Source organism: Stenotrophomonas sp. TWI273, from assembly GCF_039674765.1.
In the GTDB taxonomy this organism is placed as follows: domain Bacteria; phylum Pseudomonadota; class Gammaproteobacteria; order Xanthomonadales; family Xanthomonadaceae; genus Stenotrophomonas.
The window spans coordinates 155,536-173,989 of sequence record NZ_JBDJOA010000002.1; the positions used below are offsets into that span (position 1 = coordinate 155,536).

Genomic DNA, 18,454 nt, shown 5'->3' on the forward strand with positions numbered 1-18,454 from the left:
GCAGCACGCGCTTGCCCTTATCAGCGAACGATATTGCGACGGGTGACAGCGATGGTGAAGCAGCAGAGCGGTTCGATCGGATGCACGGCCCCGCAGGTGCCGCAGGTGCGCGCGCTGTCGCAGGCCATCGCGGTGTTGCTGATGGCCGGTGGCGTCGCGGCGGGCGTCAACGCGCAGCAGGCCTTCAGTCCGGCATGGTTCGCCAACAAGGGCGTGCAGCAGCAGACCGCCGCGCAGACCGGCCGCCTGCCGAACGGCATGCCGTCCAACCTGGTGCGTACCGACCAGCAGGCGCAGCAGGCCCGCGACACGCTGAAGACCTCGCTGGAGAACCTCAACACTGCCGCGCAGGCGATCGCCATGCAGCAGCGCATGCAGCAGACCGCCCGCGATGCCGCGCGGCTGCGCGCCGGCCAGGTGCCCGATGGGCTGGGCGAGGGCGGGCTGAAGATCGATGACGACACCCTGACGCGCGGCTGGTTCAACGCCAGCGCTCCGACCCAGAGCAGCAAGGACGGCACCACCACCGTCAGCATCGCGCAGACCGGCGACAAGGCCATCCTCAACTGGGAGACCTTCAACGTCGGCCGCAACACCGTGGTCGATTTCGACCAGCAGGCGAGCTGGTCGCTGCTCAACCGGGTCAATGATCCCAACGCGCTCCCGTCGCAGATCCTCGGCCGCATCCAGGGCCAGGGCACGGTGATGCTGGTCAACCGCAATGGCGTGGTGTTCGACGGCAGCAGCCAGGTCAACGTCAAGAACCTGGCCGCCTCGGCGGTCAACATCAGTGATGCGCAGTTCCGCAAGGGTCTGTACAGCGACGCGCAGGGCAATGCCTTCATCCCGACCTTCGGCAACGAACTGACCACCACCACCAACGGCTTCGCCCATGGTGCGGCCACCGGTGACGTGGTGGTGGAGCGCGGTGCGCAGATCACCACGGCGGTGCCCACCTCGGTCACCGAAGGCGGCGGCTACGTGCTGCTGCTCGGCCGCCAGGTGCACAACCACGGCCAGATCACCACCGCCAATGGCCAGACCACGCTGGCCGCCGGCGATGCGTTCGTGATCCGCAAGGGCATGGGCACCGACCAGAACCAGACCTCCACCACCCGTGGCAACGTCGTCACCACGCTGCGCAAGCCGGTGGCAGCCGATGCCGTCGTGGCCACCGCCAGTGGCGTGGTCAGCAACAGCGGCCTGATCCAGGCCAGCACCGGCGACATCACCCTGGCCGGCCATGACGTGCGGCAGCAGGGTGCAGTGGTGTCGACCAGCTCGGTGCATACCCGCGGCACCGTGCATCTGCAGAACGAACGTGCCGATACCACCGGCAGCGTCCTGCTGGACCAGGGCAGCACCACCGCGATCGTGCTCGATGCCAGCGCCACCACCGCGCTGGACGTCCAGCGCGAAACGCTGGTGCAGGAATCGGACAAGGTCGGCGACGGTATCGCCCATCGCCGCGACCAGTCGCTGGTGCAGATCAGTACCGGCGGCAAGGTCGCCTTCGATGACGACAGCCTGACGCTGGCGACGGGCGGGCAGATCTTCGTCGACGCCGCCGACAGCGAGGTCCGCCAGGGCGCGCGCCTGGACGTGGCCGGCTACGTCGGGGTCAAGATCGCGATGGAGGCCAACAACGTCCAGATCAACGTGCAGGGCAACGAGCAGCGTGACGCCGCGCTCAACCGTGACGACAAATCGCTCAACAGCAGGAACATCTGGCTTGACCGCCGCGACCTGGTCCTGGTTCCGGCCGGCACCAACGGCTATGAGACCGATCGCTGGTACACCGCCGGTGGCCTGCTGGAAGTCGGCGGCTACCTCGGGGTGACCGGCCACGGCATCGGTGAGTGGTCGGCGCAGGGCGGGACCGTGCAGTTCTCCGGCGGCAACGTGACCACGCAGCGTGGCTCGAACATCAACCTCTCCGGTGGCGCGCTGGACGTGCAGACCGGCTACGTCAACCTGACCCACCTCAAGGGCGCCGACGGCAAGCTCTACAACGCCTCCACCGCGCCGGGCGATCTGCTCTACAGCGGGCTGTACCGCGGGTTCGAAGATACCCATGCACGCTGGGGCAATACCGAGTTCTACTACAACCCGCTGATCGCACCGCAGCGCAGGCTGGAGAACGGCTACACCGTCGGCCGCGATGCCGGCCGGCTGATCGTCGCCACCCGTGCAGCGCAGCTGCAGGGCGACGTGGACACCACGACCTTCCAGGGCGACCGCCAGCAACGCGCCCGCGATGCCGCGCTGGATGGCTACCAGCAGGGACAGACCAGCGTTGCACGCCAGGGTCAGCTGGTGATCGGCAGCTACCTGCCGTACTACGACAAAAACAGCGGCCAGCAGCGTTTCGGCCCGGCCGCATTGGCCGAACATGTGGCCATCGGTGGCGATGCAGCCAGTGTCTCCGGCATCGGCGTCATCGGTCTGGACGCGGCCTGGCTCAACGCGCAGCGCTTCGGCGGCGTGGAGGTGTACGCGCACGCCGGCATCGATGTCGACCAGGCGCTCGAGGTTGCGCTGGGCGGCACGATCGCCCTGCATGCCAGCGATGTCCGCATCAACGCCGACCTGCGCGCCAGGGGCGGCAGCATCGCACTGGGTGACATGGTCGTGCAGCGCACCTCGAGCGGCATCGAGTGGCAGGATCTGCCGATCAGCGCGCGTCCCGGCGATACCCTGCTGCACCAGGTGCTGGTCGGCGATGGCGTGACCCTCGATGCGCGTGGCCTGTGGACCAACCAGGCGCAGGACCCGGCGGCCATCGACGGACTGCCGTTCCTCGACGGCGGCAGCGTGGCGGTGCGCAGCACCGGCAACGTGGCCCTGGGCAAGGGCAGCGTGATCGACGTGTCCTCCGGTGCGGCCATGGGCGAGGAGGGCGATGTAACCGGTGGCAAGGGCGGCAGCGTCACCCTGGCCGCAGGGCAGAACATGGGGAGCGGCGTGCTGTCGCTGGATGGCAGCATCCGAGCCCACGGCATGAAGGGCGGCGGGGCGCTCAACATCGAGAACGGCACGATGGTCAGCATCGGCGGCGACGTGCCGGATGCGATCGAGCAGCTGGCCGCCGGCCAGGCCAGCACGCTGCCGGTACGCCTGGCCGCCGACGTCACGCTCCAGCCGGGCGACGTGATCCCGCTGAGCTTCTCCATCACCATTACCCATGTGGCCGGCGGCAAACCGATGCCGCTCACGATCCGGCCCGAGGTCAGCAGCACCAAGCCGGTGACCACCCAGGCACCGTGGCTGTTGCCGGCTGCCGTGCAGCTGGCCGACTACGGCCCGGTCCGGTCCGCCGGCGAGATCCTGCCGGCAGGCACCACCCTGTGGACCATCACCGACCTGCCGGCCGGCTATGTGGTGCCGGCCAATGTATTCCCCGGTGGTCTGCCGATTCCGGCACAGACCTCCCGTTATGTCGCCGGTACCGTGGCCACTGCCGCGGTCACGGTCCCGGCCGGCACCCGCCTGCCGGTCGGCACGGTCTGGCAGCGCGATGTGCCGGTGCAGTCGTTCCTGGCGCTGGACACCGGTCTCTTCCAGAGCGGCTTCAAGCAGTACAACGTGGTGGGCCGCGATGGCGTCAAGGTGGTCGAGGGGGCGCACCTGGACGTGGCGATGCCGCTGCTGCAGGTCGACCTCGCTGCCGCGCGTGCGCTGGCCACCGGTGCCGATCCTGCCGATGCCCTGTCGGTCTGGCTGCCACCGCTGCAGCAGGACGATCCGAAAAGCGGCGAGGTCATTCTGCGCAAGGGCGCCGGGCTGTCACTGACCGCCGGCACGCCGCAGAACGCGGCCGACCTGGAGATCGGCCGCAACAGCCGGATCAACGTCGATCCCGGCCAGGCCATCACCCTGACCGGCAACGCACAGATCACCCTCGATGGTGCCCTGCAGGCCCGCGGTGGACGCATCACGGTACTTGGCGGTGACCTGGGCGAAGGCAGTCTGCTCAACCTGCCCAAGGGCACGCCCAACGCGCGCTCGATCTGGATCGGTGAGCAGGCCGTGCTCGACGTGTCCGGCATGGCCTATACGGCCCTGGATGAAGCCGGCGGTCGGCACGGCCAGGTGCTGGCGGGCGGCACGATCGAGATCGGCGCACGGCATGACCTCGCATCGCGCAACCTCCCGGCGATCGATGCATTCGTGGTGGTGCGCGAGGGCGCCCGCCTGGACGCCTCCGGTGCGCAGGCGGTGCTGGACCTGCCCGATCTCGGCACGACCCCCATTGCCAGCCACGGCGGCATCATCGCGCTGAGTGCCAGCAATGGGCTGTTCGTCGACGGCACCCTGCATGCCGCCGCCGGTGGCAGCGGCGCGCGCGGTGGCACGTTGGCGCTGAATCTTGAAACGCCGATCTACGGGCCGGTCGAGCGCTTCAGCGGCAAGGGCATCGAGGTCGCCGACGGCGTGCGCGTCCCGCGTGAGCTGGTGATCGAACAGCACTACAGCGGCAGCGGCCTGGGCACGGAGGCCGTCGCCGGCGAGCTCGATCCAACCCTGGTCTATGGCAAGGCCCGCTACGGCGTGGACGCGATCCAGGCCGGTGGCTTCGATACCGCTTCGCTGTACGTCAATGGCCTGCTGAGCTTCGATGGCGATGTAGCGCTCGACATGCGCCAGGCGTTGTACCTCACGGCCAGCGCTCTGGGGCTGTCCACGGATGCCACGCGCGACAGCCAGGTGCATTTGGCCGCACCGTACCTGCGCCTGGCCGGCTCGGCGCGCCGCCAGCCGGACAACACCATCATGCCCAACCCGGTCACCGGCTCGCGCAATATCAGCCCGGCGTCCGGTTCGCTGGGCGTGGCCGCGCTCGCCGACGCGGCGTCGATCACGCTCGCAGGCAGTCTGGTCGATGTGGTGGGCATGGTCGGCTTCGGCGCGAACGGTGAAATCGTGCAGAACGCGGTCGACCCGCTGGCGGTCAAGCGCGACGCGTTCGGCGCGGTGCGCATCGAAAGTCAGGGCGACCTGCGCCTGCGCGAGGCCGACCTGTTCTCGCCCGGCGACACCACCCTGGCGGCGGCGCAGATCTACGGCAGCGGCAATGTCACGGTGGGCCTGCGGACCCTGCTGAACGAATGGGGCACCCTCACGACGGAGTTGGATCCGGACCGCATGCTGGACATCCAGCGCATCGGCAATACCTTGCCGCCGCAGCCCTACAGCGTGTTCGGCACGATGCGTTTCAGTGCCGCCACCATCAACCAGGGCGGGGTACTGCGCGCACCGCTGGGCAACATCATTCTGGGGCGCGCCGATGGCACCGGCTACACCGGCGTGGTCAACCTGCTGCCGGGCAGCGTCACCTCGGTCAGCGCCAACGGCCTGGTGATGCCCTACGGCGGCACGGTCGACGGGCTGGTCTACAACTACAATGGCGTCGACGTGGCTTACCAGGGCGTGGGCGGTGAACCGGCGGTGGAGTTCCGCTCGCACGCGGTGAACGCCCAGGCCGGCGCGGTGCTGGATCTGTCCGGCGGCGGCGAGCTGACCGGCGCGGCGTTCCTCTCCGGTCGCGGTGGCTCCACCGATGCGCGCCTCAACCCGCTGGTGCAGATGGACCGCGATGGGTTCACGCTGCCGGGCCTGTCCACCAACCCGGTATACGCCATCCTGCCCGGGGTACAGGCTGGGCAGGCTCCGCTCGATGCCGAGCGCGGTGCCGGCGATCCGGCCATCGGCCAGCAGATCACCCTCGGCGCCGGCATCCCCGGGCTGCCGGCAGGCACCTATACGCTGCTGCCGTCCAGCTATGCACTGCTGCCGGGTGCCTTCCGCGTGGAACGCAACGGCCTTGCCGGCAGTGCCACCGCGTTCGGCACGACCCAGGCCATGCGCAACGGCTCGTGGAGCACCTCGGCGCGGCAGAGCATCGCCAACACCGGCAGCAGCGACACGCTCCCCACGCAGTGGGTGGTGACCGCCGCCGACACCCTGCGCACCTATTCGCAGTACAACGAAACCAGCTACGCCACCTTCGCGCTGCAGCAGGCCGCGCGCGAAGGGGCGCCGCGCCCGCTGCTGGAACGCGACGCCAAGGCGGTCAATTTCATGGTGACCAGCCCGGATGTGGCCGGCTCGCTGGACCTGCCTTCGCTGCGGTTCAACGCCACGGTGCTGGATGTTCCCACCACGGCGGGCACCGGTTCGGTCGCGCGTCTGTTCAATGCAACGAACTACGAAATTCTCGCCGACGGCACGGAAGCGACCGAGGACTTCGCGGGTATTTCCATGCATGCCAGCGAGCTGAACCGGGTCGGCGCAGCGCGCCTGGAAATCGGCGGCCGCCTGCGCAGCACCTACGCCAATCCGGCCAACGGCTCGCTGCAGTCGGCCAACGTGATCAACATCGATGGCGGCGGGTCCAGCAACAGCATCGTGATGCGTGCCGGTGCGCAGCTGGAGGCGGCGGAGGTCTTCCTGATGACTGGCCGCCAGGCGGGTGGCATCACCCTGGAACAGGGCGCGGGCATCAACACGCTCGGCCAGGGCGCCGCCGCCTATGACGCCGCGCAGGGTTACATCTATACGCCGGGCCGCTCTGCGCTGCTGGCCGTCTCCAACGGGCAGATCAACCTGCTGGCGCCGGAAGCGGTCGACGGCCAGGGCAACGGCGCCGGCGCGATCGAGATCGGCGCCTGTGCGGTGCTCAGCGGATGCGCGGGCACGACCCGTCTGTACTCCGAAGGCACCATCGCCACCGCGACCGACAACCGCTTCGTGCTGGGCGATGCGGTGCGCTATGGCACCCGCAACCTGGCACTGGCGGTCGGTGGCATCAACGTCGGCAGTGCCGAGGCGATCGCCGACGCCACCGCGCGCGGCACGCTGCCGGCCGGCATGACGCTCAACCAGGACGTGCTCAGTCGGCTGTTGCTGGGCGACACCAGCGTCGGCGCGCCGGCACTGGAAGCGCTGTCGCTGACCGCACGCGAGTCGGTCAACTTTTACGGCGATGTATCGCTGTCCACCTACGATGCAGTCACCGGCAAATCGGCGTTGCAGCAGCTGGTGCTGGGGACGCCGGCCATCTACGGGTATGGCGATGCCGATGCCGTGGCCCGCATCCACACCGATACCCTGATCTGGAGCGGTGCACTTGCGCCGGCCGGCAGCATCGTCGCCGACGGCCCGGGCACCGGTCACGGCCAGCTGGTGGTGGATGCCCGCGACATCGTGTTCGGCTACGGCCCGCGTACCCAGCCGGATACCGTACGCACGCAGGACCGCCTTGCGCTGGGCTTCGCCGGCGTGCACCTCAACGCCAGCGGCCGCGTGACCGCCAACCAGAAGGGCAGCCTGAGCATCTTCGAGACCCAGGGTGACTGGAATGCGGATACCCGCTCCTATGCCCGCAGTGGCGGCGAGCTGTTCCTCAACACGCCGCTGCTGACCGGCGCAGCCGGGTCGCTCAACACGATCACCACCGGGGGCAACCTGCATGTCACCGGAAACGGCGCGCCCGTCGCGCCCGACAACGCGACCCTGGCCGCCGCGCTGGGCGCGGAGATCGCGCTGGACAGCCGCGACGGCAGCCTGCTGCTGGACACCGCCGTGCTGCTGCCCAGCGGCAAACTGCGCCTCGCGGCGCAGGGCGACGTGCGCCTCGCCGATGGCGCGCAGCTGGACCTCGCCGGCCGCCGCATCGCTTTCTTCGACACCGCCAAGTACAGCTGGGGCGGTGACGTGCTGATCGACAGCCGGCAGGGCGACGTGCAGCAGGACAGCGGCGCGAAGATCAGCCTGGCCGCGCAGAACAACCGCGCCGGCACGTTCACCGCACACGCCGCCGCAGGCACCCTCGATCTGGCCGGCCAGCTGCTGGGCAGCAGCAGTGGGCATTACGACGCCGGTGGCACCGAGGTGCCGTACAGCGCCGGGCGCATCGACCTGCACGGGCAGGGGATCAACGATTTCAGTGGGCTCAATTCGCGCTTGACCCGCGATGGCGTCACCGGCGGGCGCAGCTTCCGCATCGGCGAGGGTGATCTTGCGCTGGGCGACGAAGTGGTGGCGCGTGAGGTGAACATCGCGTTGGACAACGGTCAGCTGTGGGTCAACGGCACCGTCGATGCCAGTGGCGAACAGGCCGGCAGCATCCGTCTGGCCGCGCGCAATGGCGTCACCCTCGGCAGCGCGGCCGTGCTGGATGCCAGCGCGAGCGTACTGCGCCGCGACAGCTACGGGGCAGCGATCGATGCGCCCAACCGCGCCACCATCGAGATCGATTCGGGGCGTGGCACGTTGTCCATCGCCAGTGGCGCACGCATGGACCTGCGCGTGGCCGGCAGCAGCAGGAATGCAGGCACGGTGGCGCTGAACGCGCCGCGCGTGGGCGGCAACGACGTGGCGATCGCGGCCGGCGGCCCGATCAGCATCGACGGTGCGAAGACGATCCAGCTCAATGCCTTCATCACCGACAACAGCGCAGCGGCAGACACGGAGGCCAGCACCCGCGGCGAGAGCTACCAGGTCATCGACCAGACGTACCTGGACCGCCTGCATGCCCAGAGCACCACCTTCATCGACGCCGCACTCGCCAACAGCGCACTGGTCGACCAGCGCCTGGCGGGCCTGCGCGCGTACGGCGACGCGTTCCACCTGCGCCCGGGCGTGGAGGTCGTGGCCGACCTGGCGGTGAATGCAGACGGCAATCTGCACGTGGATGGCGATCTGGATCTTTCGGCGCACCGTTACGCCAGCCTCAACCCCGGCAGCCAGCGCACCGGCGTGCGCGGCTCCGGTGAGGCCGGTGCGCTGGTGCTGCGCGCGCAGGGCGACCTGGAGGTGTTCGGCAGCATCAGCGATGGTTTCGATGGCAGTCGCCTGGGTACCACGTTCGACGACAACGGCTGGTACCTCACCGCCGGCCGCCAGCTGTTTGGCAGCGACGTGGTGGTTCCGCATGGGGGCCTGGTCACGCTTGCCGCCGGCACCGTGTTCAATTCGGGCAAGGTGCTCAACTACGACCTGCCCATCGGCGACATGCAGATGGCCGCCGGCACCCTGTTGCCCGCCGACGCCCGCCTCGCGCTGCCGCTGGCGCTGGCCAAGGGCACCGTACTGGGCGCGGCCGTCCACGATGCCTCCGGTGCGCTGCTGTATGCGGCAGGCACGGTCCTGGCCGATGCGGTCACGCTGCCGCAGGGCGCGCGTCTGTCGGCCGGCCTGCGCCTGCCGCTGGCCGCCCGCATCGCGGCGATGACCTGGCCGGCCGGGGTGGCCCTGCCGGCGTCGCCACTCGGCAATCTGGTCACCCTGGCCGCTGACCTCGGCCTGGCCAAGGGCGCCTTCATTCCCAGCGACACCGAGGTCAAGCTGCCCGGCGACGCCACCACGGTGAACCTGCGACCGGTGGACGCCGATGGCAACCAGGGTCGCATCTGGGCACTGGCGCCGATGCTGGCGGCCGGGTCGCAATCGTGGGACATCAGCCTGGTGGCGGGCGCCGATACAGCCGCCGCGGATCGCCTGACGGTGGATCCTGCCGGCACCGGCAGCCTGCGCCTGTCCGATCCGCATTACGGCCAGGGTGGCGCCGTGGTGGAGATTCCCGGGACCGGCTCGCCGGCCACCTACCTGTGGGGCGACACCGAAGCGTTCGAACGATTGGTCGTGGAATTCTACGGCGAGTACATCGTCAGCTTCGTCCCCACCACGGGCACTGCGTTCACCGAGGACCAGCTCAGCGAACTGATGATGTGGGGCTTCGTGTACAGCGGTCCGGAGAACCTCAACGAGTTCGGTTTCGACGGTGTGGCTGCCATCGACTCGCCAGAGGTTCCGCCTGACACCGAGTTCAGGACACTGCCCGGGCGCGAACAGTTGCCCAGCGTGGTGCGCACCGGTACCGGCGACCTGCGTCTGGTCTCCGGCAAGGACATCGCCACCACCTCGCTGTATGGCGTCTACACCGCCGGTACTCCGTCGGCTGCCTTGGCCGGCAATGGGGGCGATCCGTACAACCAGGCGCGCGCGCGCGTCGCCCCCGGCAATGCCAATCCGCTTGGAAACAGCGTGCTGGGAGATGCCGGCGAGGTGTTCGAGCACCTTGTCGATGGCGGCAGCCAGAGCCTGTACCAGGCGTGGTATCCCGAAGCAGGTGGCAACCTGCTGCTGCGCGCCGGTGGCAACATCTCGGGCGACAGCATCGGGCGTCAGGGAGCGCTGACGCGTACGGAAACGCTGGGAATCGCCACACCGCGATTGAGCACCAGCGCATCGGTGGGCAACTGGCTGTGGCGACAGGGTACCGGCAGCGTGCAGCCCGGTGCGGAAGGCCTGCCGACCGCCTGGTGGATCAACTTCGGCACGTACGTTGCCGCACCCGACAACGCGAACTACAACAACAATTTCGTCAACATGCCGCAGCTGATCGGGTTCACCGGCTTCGGCACGCTCGGTGGTGGCAACCTGCTGCTGGAGGCGGGCGGCGATGCGGGCATGTTGCAAAGCCGCGGCGACCATGGCGCGGCGTACATCACCCGCAGCACGGGCCTGAACCTGGCCGTTGCCAGCACCGGCAGGGTCGGCGCCGATGGCGCGCTGGTACAGACCGGCGGCGGCGATCTGGACATCCGCATCGGCGGCGGCCTCAATGCCGACCCCGCGCTGCGCTCCTTCACGGGCAGCAACAGCGCCCCGGTGGCCAACGAAATCACCGTCAACGACGCGCAGCGACTGGACGTCAACGGCAGCTTCACCAACCTGCGCGGGGCACTGCGGCTGGAAGCCGGTTCTGTGGGTGGTGTGGAACTGCGCTACGGAAAGCGCCAGGATGCCAAGGAGTCGCGTCCCTATGACGTGTACACCGCAACGGCCGCTACCGCAGCCGGTGGGCCGGTGCTGGTGCTCGGTGATGCCGGCGCCCGTCTGGATGCGCGTGGCGACCTGGTGCTGGGCACCGTCTCCGATCCGGGGCGCGTCGCCCAGTTCAACAATGGCACCCCCTTCAGCGTGGGCGGCAACACTTACCAGGACGGCGGCTGGAGCTGGTTCTCGCTGTGGACCCCGTCCACCGCGGTGGACCTGATGGCCGCCGGCGGCAACCTGACGCCGTCGCTGGCGATGCAGGACCGCAACGCTGGCACCGACGCCCGGGCGACCGACGGCAATCACGTGTATCCGTCGGTCCTGCGCGCGGTGGCTGCCAGCGGCAGCATCTACTACGGTCGCGCCCGCACGGCCCCGACCGCCGGCACCAACAACGAGGACTTCGTGGCGGGCGTGGTACTGGCGCCGTCGCCGGTGAACGGGCAGTTCGACGCACAGGGCACCGGTCAACTGGAACTGCTCGCGGCCGGCTCGATCTACGCCAACGGCACCGGCTTCGGCACCTCCGGCGCAGACCCGACCGCGTTGCCCAATCCCTGGAATCCCGGCTTCGTCGGGCTGGGGCAGGAGATGTGGTACGGGCGTCAATTCCTGCACAACGTCAGTACCGGCGCCCTGGCGCCCAGCGTGCTGATCTCAGGCGAACGCGCCAACGGCTCCCTGCAGATCTATCCGCTGTTCTCCTTCACTTCGCCGACCGCGTCCGGTTACGTGCACGTGGGCCAGACGCCTTCGCGCTACTACGCGCTCCACGGCGACCTGGTCGGGCTGCGCAGCGGCAGCGTGGTCGATACCCAGTACGGCGTCTTCAACAACGGTGTCACCACCAATATCACCAACACCTGGTACGACGGTGGTGGTGCCGTCGCCATCCGTGCCGGCCGGGACATCGTCAACTCGGGCACTCCGCTGGGTGCCTTCGACAACGTCGGCACGGTGTTTGGCAATGCCGATGGTGCGCTGGGCTGGATGGGCACCATCAACCGCGGCGATCCTGCCGCCGAGCCCCGGCCCACGGCGATCGCCAGCGGTACCGCACGCGGCAACCTGATCGTGCATACCAGTGCCGATGACGTGTCGGTCGTGCAGGCCGGGCGCGACATCCGCTTCAGCACGTTCTACGTCGCCGGCCCAGGGTTGCTCGACATCAGCGCCGGGCGCGACGTGTACATGGCCGACAAGGGCGAACTGCGCAGCCTGGGACCGGTCACCGGCGCCACGCCCGGCGACCGCAGCAGCGGCGCCAGCATCGCGGTGGCGGCCGGTCTTGGCGAGCACGGCGCGGATTGGAACGCCTTCGCCGCACGCTATCTGGATGCGGCCAACCTCGCCGATCCCGGCCGCGCGCTGGGCGATCAGGACGGCAAGGTGGTCCGTGTCTACGGCGGCGCGGTGTCGCTGGCGCAATGGCTGCAGGCGCAGTTCGGCTACGGCGGCGATGAGGCCGGTGCCGCCGCGTTCCTGGCACAACAGCAGCAGGCCCTGGACCAGGCGCACGCCACGGCGGTGGCCAGCGGCGGCACGGCCGCCAGCCGCGACCTCGCCCGGGAGTTCAAGCTGGAGAGCCAACTGCACCTGGTCAATTGGCTGACCGGCCGCTTCGGAGGTGCCAACGGACGCGGCCTGCACTTCGACGCCGCCAGCATGGACGCGCAGGCTTTCTTCGCCGCGCTGCCCGCCGAGCAGCAGAGCGCCTTCCTGCGCAACGTGTACTACGCGGAGCTGAAGGCCGCCGGCCGTGAGTACACCGCCGTCGACGGACCGCGCGAAGGCAGCTATCTGCGTGGCCGCGAGGCGATCGCCACGCTGCTGCCGACCAAGGATGCCAAGGGGGGCGAGATCGCCTACCAGGGCGACCTGACCATGTTCAGCAGTGCGCTGTACTACGAGGGCGTGCTCGAATCGGCGGCGGGCCGGCGCCCGAAGCCGGGTCAGACCTACCTGAGCGAAGCGGACTGGATTGCCGCCGGCCGCCCCACCACCGGGGTGCGCTACTACCGTGTCAACGACGCCGGTATCCACACCGATTTCGGCGGCGACATCCATCTGCTGGTGCCCGGCGGTCGCACCCTGGTGGGCGTGGATGGTGGCTTCCTGCCGGGGGCCGGTTCCGGTGTGCTCACCCAGGGCGAGGGTGACATCAACATCTACTCGCGCGGCAGCCTGCTGCTCGGGCAGAGCCGCATCTTCACCACCTTCGGCGGCAACATCCTGGCGTGGTCGGCCGAGGGCGACATCAATGCCGGCCGCGGCAGCAAGACCACGGTGGTCTACACCCCGCAGCGCCGCGTCTACGACACCGTAGGCAACGTCGCGCTGTCGCCGAACACCCCCAATACCGGTGCGGGCATCGCCACCCTCAACCCGATCGCGGAGATTCCGCCCGGCGACATCGACCTGATCGCGCCGCTGGGCACCATCGATGCAGGCGAGGCCGGCATCCGCGTCTCGGGCAACGTCAACCTGGCCGCGCTGCAGGTGCTCAATGCCGACAACATCCAGGTGCAGGGCAAGGCAGTGGGCATTCCGGTGGTCGCGGCGGTCAACGTCAGTGCGTTGACCTCGGCCAGCGCGGCGGCGAACACCGCGGTGCAGGCGGCGCAGGAGATGGTCAAGCGCCAGACCCAGCAAACCCGTCCCTCCACCATCAGCGTGCAGGTGCTGGGCTTCGGCAGCGAAACCAGCAGCGTGGCACCGCCGAAGCACGAGGACCGCTACGACCCAGACAGCGTGGTGCAGGTGGTCGGCATGGGCGAGCTGAGCATCGAGCAGCGCGCCCGCCTCGATGCTGCGACGACGAAGCGACAGTGATGACGACGTCTTTCCTGCCTCTGGCCAGCGCGCGTGGCCAACGCCATGCGCGCGCACGCAACTGCCTTGCCGGTGCAACGGCGCTGTTACCGCCGTTGCGCACGCTCACCTCCTGCGCATCTGAATCCCTTTCCGCATTGAGAAGCCACTGATGTCTTCAATCTCCCCGGCGCTGGCACGGGCATCCCTGCCACTGGGCCTGCTCTGCGCGATCTCGCTGGCCAACGCGCAGACCGCGCCTGCCGATGCCGACGCTGCCCCGATGGCGGCCGCGGCCGCCCCGGCTGCCCGCGTCAACATCAACGAGTACCTGGTGCGCGGCAACACCGTGCTCGGCGCGCGCGATATCGAGCAGGCGGTCTCCCCGCATCTCGGCCCGGACCGCACCCTGCAGGATGTCGAAGCGGCGCGCGTGGCGCTGCAGTCGGCCTACCAGGGCAAGGGCTACCAGTCTGTGTATGTGGATCTGCCCGAGCAGCAGGTCAGCGGTGGCGTGGTGATCCTGCAGGTCACCGAGACCCGCATCGGCCAGGTCAAGGTGGTCGGGGCCGAGCACAACGATCCCGCGCGCCTGGCCGAGCGCGTGCCGGCGCTGCAGGCCGGCGCCGTGCCGGACTTCGAACGCGCGCAGGCGCAGCTGACCGAACTCAACCGAGGCGGCAAGCGTCAGGTGGTGCCGCTGGTCAAGCCCGGCGCCGCTGAGGGCACGATGGATGTGGAGCTCAAGGTCGATGACACGTCCCCCTGGCGCTACAGCGCCACGCTCAACAACGACCACAGCGTGGACACCGAGCCACTGCGCAGCATCCTCACGGTCGGCCACGACAACCTCTGGCAGCGCGAGCACACCGCCTCGCTGACGTTCTTCGCCGCGCCGCAGGACCTGGACCAGGCCAACGTGTGGTCCGGTGCCTACGGTCTGCCGCTGGGCAGCCCGGACTGGATGCTGGATTTCTCCGGCTACCGCTCCGACAGCAACGTGGTGTCCACCGGCCAGACCAATGTCACCGGCAAGGGCCACGCGGTCGGCGTCAAGCTCAGCCACACCTTCCCGATGACGGGCGCCTGGTGGCACCAGCTCTCGGCCGGTGTCGACTTCAAGGACCTGGACGAATCGGTGGCGATGGTCGGCCAGGCCTCGGACTTCGCCCCGCTCAAATACGCGCCGGTCACCGTGGCCTACAGCGGCTTCCGCCAGGGCACCAAGCACCAGCTCAATGTGGGCGTGCAGGCGGTGTTCGGTGCGCGCAGCCTGTTCGGCTATGGCAGTACCGATGACGAGTTCGACTGGAAGCGCGCGTATGCCGATCCCAGCTTCTTCGCGCTCAAGCTGGAGCTGAGTGATACCTACACGCTGGAGAGTGGTGCGCAGTGGTTCGCGCGGCTTTCGGCGCAGATGACTGACCAGCCGCTGGTCTCCGGCGAGCAGTTCGCTGCCGGCGGCATGTTCACCACCCGCGGCTACCGCTCGGCCGAAGGCATCGGCGATTACGGCGCGTTGGCCACGCTGGAATGGCGCACGCGTCCGCTTGGCCTGTGGGGCCTGCAGGACTGGCGCTTCTACGGCTTCCTCGATGGCGCCTGGCTGGGCCTGCGCCGGCCGCTGCCTGAGCAGGCCGACAGCGCCGCGATGAGCGCCATCGGCGTGGGCAGCAGCCTGCGCATCGGTGAGCACTACAACCTCCGCTTCGACTACGGCCGGACGCTGCGCGACGGCCCGACCACGACCAAAGATGCCAACCGCCTGCACCTGAGCGTCGGCGCCAGCTACTGAGCCTGACTTTCCCAAGCATTTTCCGGAGATACCGTCCATGCAACGCCTTCTTGCCCTGTTGTTGTTCTGTCTGAGCATGTCCACGCTCGGCGTCGCCCACGCGGAAACCGCGTGGTGGCAGGCCGATTGGAAGTACCGCAAACCGATCACGCTCGATGCCAGCCCCAACGGTGCCGCCCTGGGCGGCAATCTCGGGCGCACCCCCGTGCTCATCCGCCTGCACACCGGCAACTTCGCCTTTGATGGCGTTGCCGAGGGCGGCAACGACCTGCGCTTCGTCGGGGCCGATGGCCACACGGTGCTCAACCACCAGGTCGAGCAGTACGACGCGGCGCTGGGCATGGCCCTGATCTGGGTGGATGTGCCCACGATCAGCGGTACCGCGGCGCAGACGATCTGGATGTACTACGGCAACGCCGGCGCGCCGGCGGCGGCCAATGGCCAGCGCGTGTTCGATCCGGACTACAGCGCGGTCTACCACTTCGCCGACAGCGGCACCGAGGCGCGCGACACCACCGCGTACGTCAATACGCTCACCGGTGAGTTCAAGCCTGCCGACGGCGCGATCATCGGCCGCGGTGCCCAACTGGCCGGCACGCCGCTGCATCTGCCGGGTGCACCGTCGCTGGCGGTGGCTGCCAACGGTGCGATGACCGTTTCGGCCTGGATCAAGCCGGACCAGCTCGGCCCGGACCAGGCAATCTATGCCCGTCGCGAAGGCGACAACGTCTTCCTCGTCGGCCTCGACAACGGCGTGCCCTACGTGCGCGTCAACGAGCAGCGCAGCCAGCCGATTCCGGCACTGGTGGCGGGCCAGTGGGCACACGTGGCGGTGACCAGCAGCGAAAATGCCGTGATCCTTTACGTCGCCGGCCGCGAAGCGGTACGTCTGGCCACCGGCCTGCCGGCCTTCACCGGTGAGGCCCTGCTCGGTGGCGATGCACTCGCCGCGGGTGCGGCGGGCGATGCGGCTGCCATTCCGGCCGCGCAGCCGTTCCTCGGTGTGATCGATGAAGTGCGTGTGTCCAAGGTGGCCCGCCCGGCCACCGCGCTGCTGGCCGATGCCACCGCGCAGGGCGCCGAGTCGCGCCTGATCGCCTTCGGCGAAGACGAGCAGTCGGCCGGCGTGAGCCACTTCGGTTTCATCCTCAAGGCGATGCCGGTCGATGCCTGGGTGGTGGTGATCGTGCTGGGCCTGATGCTGCTGCTGTCGTGGGCGATCATGATCGCCAAGAGCCGCTATTTTGGCACCGTGGCCAAGGCCAACGAGGCCTTCACCGTCCAGTACAAGAAGGTCACCGGTGCACCGGTCGCTTCGCTGCAGGCACTGGAACGCACCGGCAGCTTGGCCCCGCAGATTCGCGACAACTCCACGCTGTGGCGGCTGTACCGCATCGCCATGGAAGAAATGGACGGACGCGGCTCGCACCACCATGGTCTCACCGCCGCGGCGATCACCTCGATCCGCGCCTCGATGGATGCCGAAGTCACGCGCGAGACCGAGCGCATGTCCAAGCGCATGAACTGGCTGTCCACCACGATCGAAGGCGCGCCGTACATCGGCCTGTTCGGCACCGTGATCGGCATCATGCTGGTGTTTGCGGTGGCGGCGATGGCCGGCGCGGTGGACATCAATTCGGTGGCCCCGGGCATGGCAGCCGCCTTGCTGTGTACTGCTGCCGGCCTGGGCGTCGCGATCCCGGCGCTGTTTGGCTACAACTGGCTGGCCTCGCGCGCTGAAGCGATCGCGGCGGACATGTCGGTGTTCGTCGATGAGTTCACCGCGCGCCTGGCCGAAGAGTTCGATCGCACCGCACCGGCCGCCGCAGCGCGCCCGGCGCTGGCCTGAGGAGACCACCATGGCCAGGGCAAAGCGGTTCGGCATCAAGAAACGCGAGAAAGGCATCAACGTCACCCCGTTCGTGGACGTGCTGCTGGTGGTGCTGGTGATCTTCATCCTCACCAGCAACGCCACCATTCCCGGGATCGAGGTCAACCTGCCGAAGGCCAGTTCCAGCATGGCGCTGGAGAAGCCCAAGACCAAGGCGATCACGGTGGACAACGCCGGCCAGATCTTCCTGGACGCCTACCCGGTCAGCCTGGCCGAGCTGGAGGATCGCCTGCGCACGGAGAAGGCACTGAACCCGGATATCCCGGTGATCGTGCGCGGCGATGCGCAGGTGCAGTACGCGCGTGTGGTCGAAGTGCTCGACCTGCTGCGCAAGATCGAGCTGACCCAGGTCGGCCTGGTCACCGGCAAAGTGCAGGGGTGAGGGCGTGACTTCCCTCCACTCCCGCAGCGGTGACAGCGTGCCCGCGTGGCGCCGCTGGTGGCCCGTGGCGGCGTTGCTCGTCGGCCTGGCGGCCGTGGCGTTGCTCCTCTGGTACCTGCTGTTCAAGGACACCGCCAGTACGCGCCGGCCCGTGGCCGAGATCCCGATGGTGATGTTGCCGCCGCCACCGCCGCCGCCCCCACCGGAGCCCGAGCCCGAGCCGGAGGTGACCCCTGAAGAGGTCATGCCCGAGCCCGAGCCGCTGGACGAGGTGCCCAAGCCCACCGAAGAAGCGCCGACGCCCGACACCGCCGACCCGGTGACGATGGATGCCGACGCGCAGGCCGGCGGCGACAGCTTCGGTATCCAGTCCGGTTCCGGCGGCGGGCGCAGTGGCGTCGGTGCCGGTGGCGCCGGCAACGCGAGTTACGGGCGTTACCTGGGCTACGTGCTGCAACAGGCCGTGGCGCGCGACCCGAAGGTGCAGCGCCTGGCCTTCCAGCTGACCGTCAACGTCTGGCTGGACGAGGCCGGGCAGGTGACCCGCGTCGAGCTCGCGCGCGGCAGCGGCAACACCGAAGCCGATGAAGCGGTGCTGCAGGCGATCCGCGCGATCGGCCGCATCGACGAGCGGCCACCGGCGTCGTTGAGCTTCCCCGCGCGCGTGCTGGTGCAGGGCCGTCGCCCGGCCGGATGAGCTGCGCTGTCTTTCTTCTTCCCTGATCTTTCCTTT

General features: G+C 68.9%; 5 protein-coding genes. All 5 read left to right on the forward strand.

Features of this window, described 5'->3' with window-relative positions; translation table 11 throughout:
* Positions 1-51: 51 nt before the first annotated feature.
* Positions 52-13,674, forward strand: a complete 13,623-nt coding sequence (locus tag ABE571_RS03135) for a filamentous haemagglutinin family protein (protein ID WP_346493164.1) — start codon at positions 52-54, stop codon at positions 13,672-13,674.
* Between the two features lie 151 nt (positions 13,675-13,825).
* The gene (locus ABE571_RS03140) at positions 13,826-15,448 is read left to right on the forward strand and encodes a ShlB/FhaC/HecB family hemolysin secretion/activation protein (RefSeq protein ID WP_346493165.1); all 1,623 of its coding nucleotides are present in this window, start codon (positions 13,826-13,828) and stop codon (positions 15,446-15,448) included.
* A 37-nt stretch (positions 15,449-15,485) separates the two neighbouring features.
* Positions 15,486-17,297 carry a DUF2341 domain-containing protein gene (locus tag ABE571_RS03145; RefSeq protein ID WP_346481658.1) on the forward strand — a complete coding sequence of 604 codons (1,812 nt, stop codon included), beginning with the start codon at positions 15,486-15,488 and terminating at the stop codon, positions 17,295-17,297.
* 10 nt (positions 17,298-17,307) lie between these two features.
* Entirely contained in the window at positions 17,308-17,721 is a 414-nt protein-coding gene (locus tag ABE571_RS03150) for a biopolymer transporter ExbD (protein WP_088433529.1), read from the forward strand.
* A gap of 4 nt (positions 17,722-17,725) precedes the next feature.
* On the forward strand, positions 17,726-18,418 hold the full coding sequence (locus ABE571_RS03155; protein ID WP_346481659.1) for an energy transducer TonB: 693 nt from the start codon (positions 17,726-17,728) through the stop codon (positions 18,416-18,418).
* Positions 18,419-18,454: the final 36 nt, after the last annotated feature.

Excerpts from the sequence above, each read along its gene's own strand:
- ABE571_RS03135 (WP_346493164.1), top strand. The coding sequence starts at position 52 with ATGGTGAAGCAGCAGAGCGGTTCGATCGGATGCACGGCCCCGCAGGTG.
- ABE571_RS03140 (WP_346493165.1), top strand. The coding sequence starts at position 13,826 with ATGTCTTCAATCTCCCCGGCGCTGGCACGGGCATCCCTGCCACTGGGC.
- ABE571_RS03150 (WP_088433529.1), top strand. The coding sequence starts at position 17,308 with ATGGCCAGGGCAAAGCGGTTCGGCATCAAGAAACGCGAGAAAGGCATC.
- ABE571_RS03145 (WP_346481658.1), top strand. The coding sequence starts at position 15,486 with ATGCAACGCCTTCTTGCCCTGTTGTTGTTCTGTCTGAGCATGTCCACG.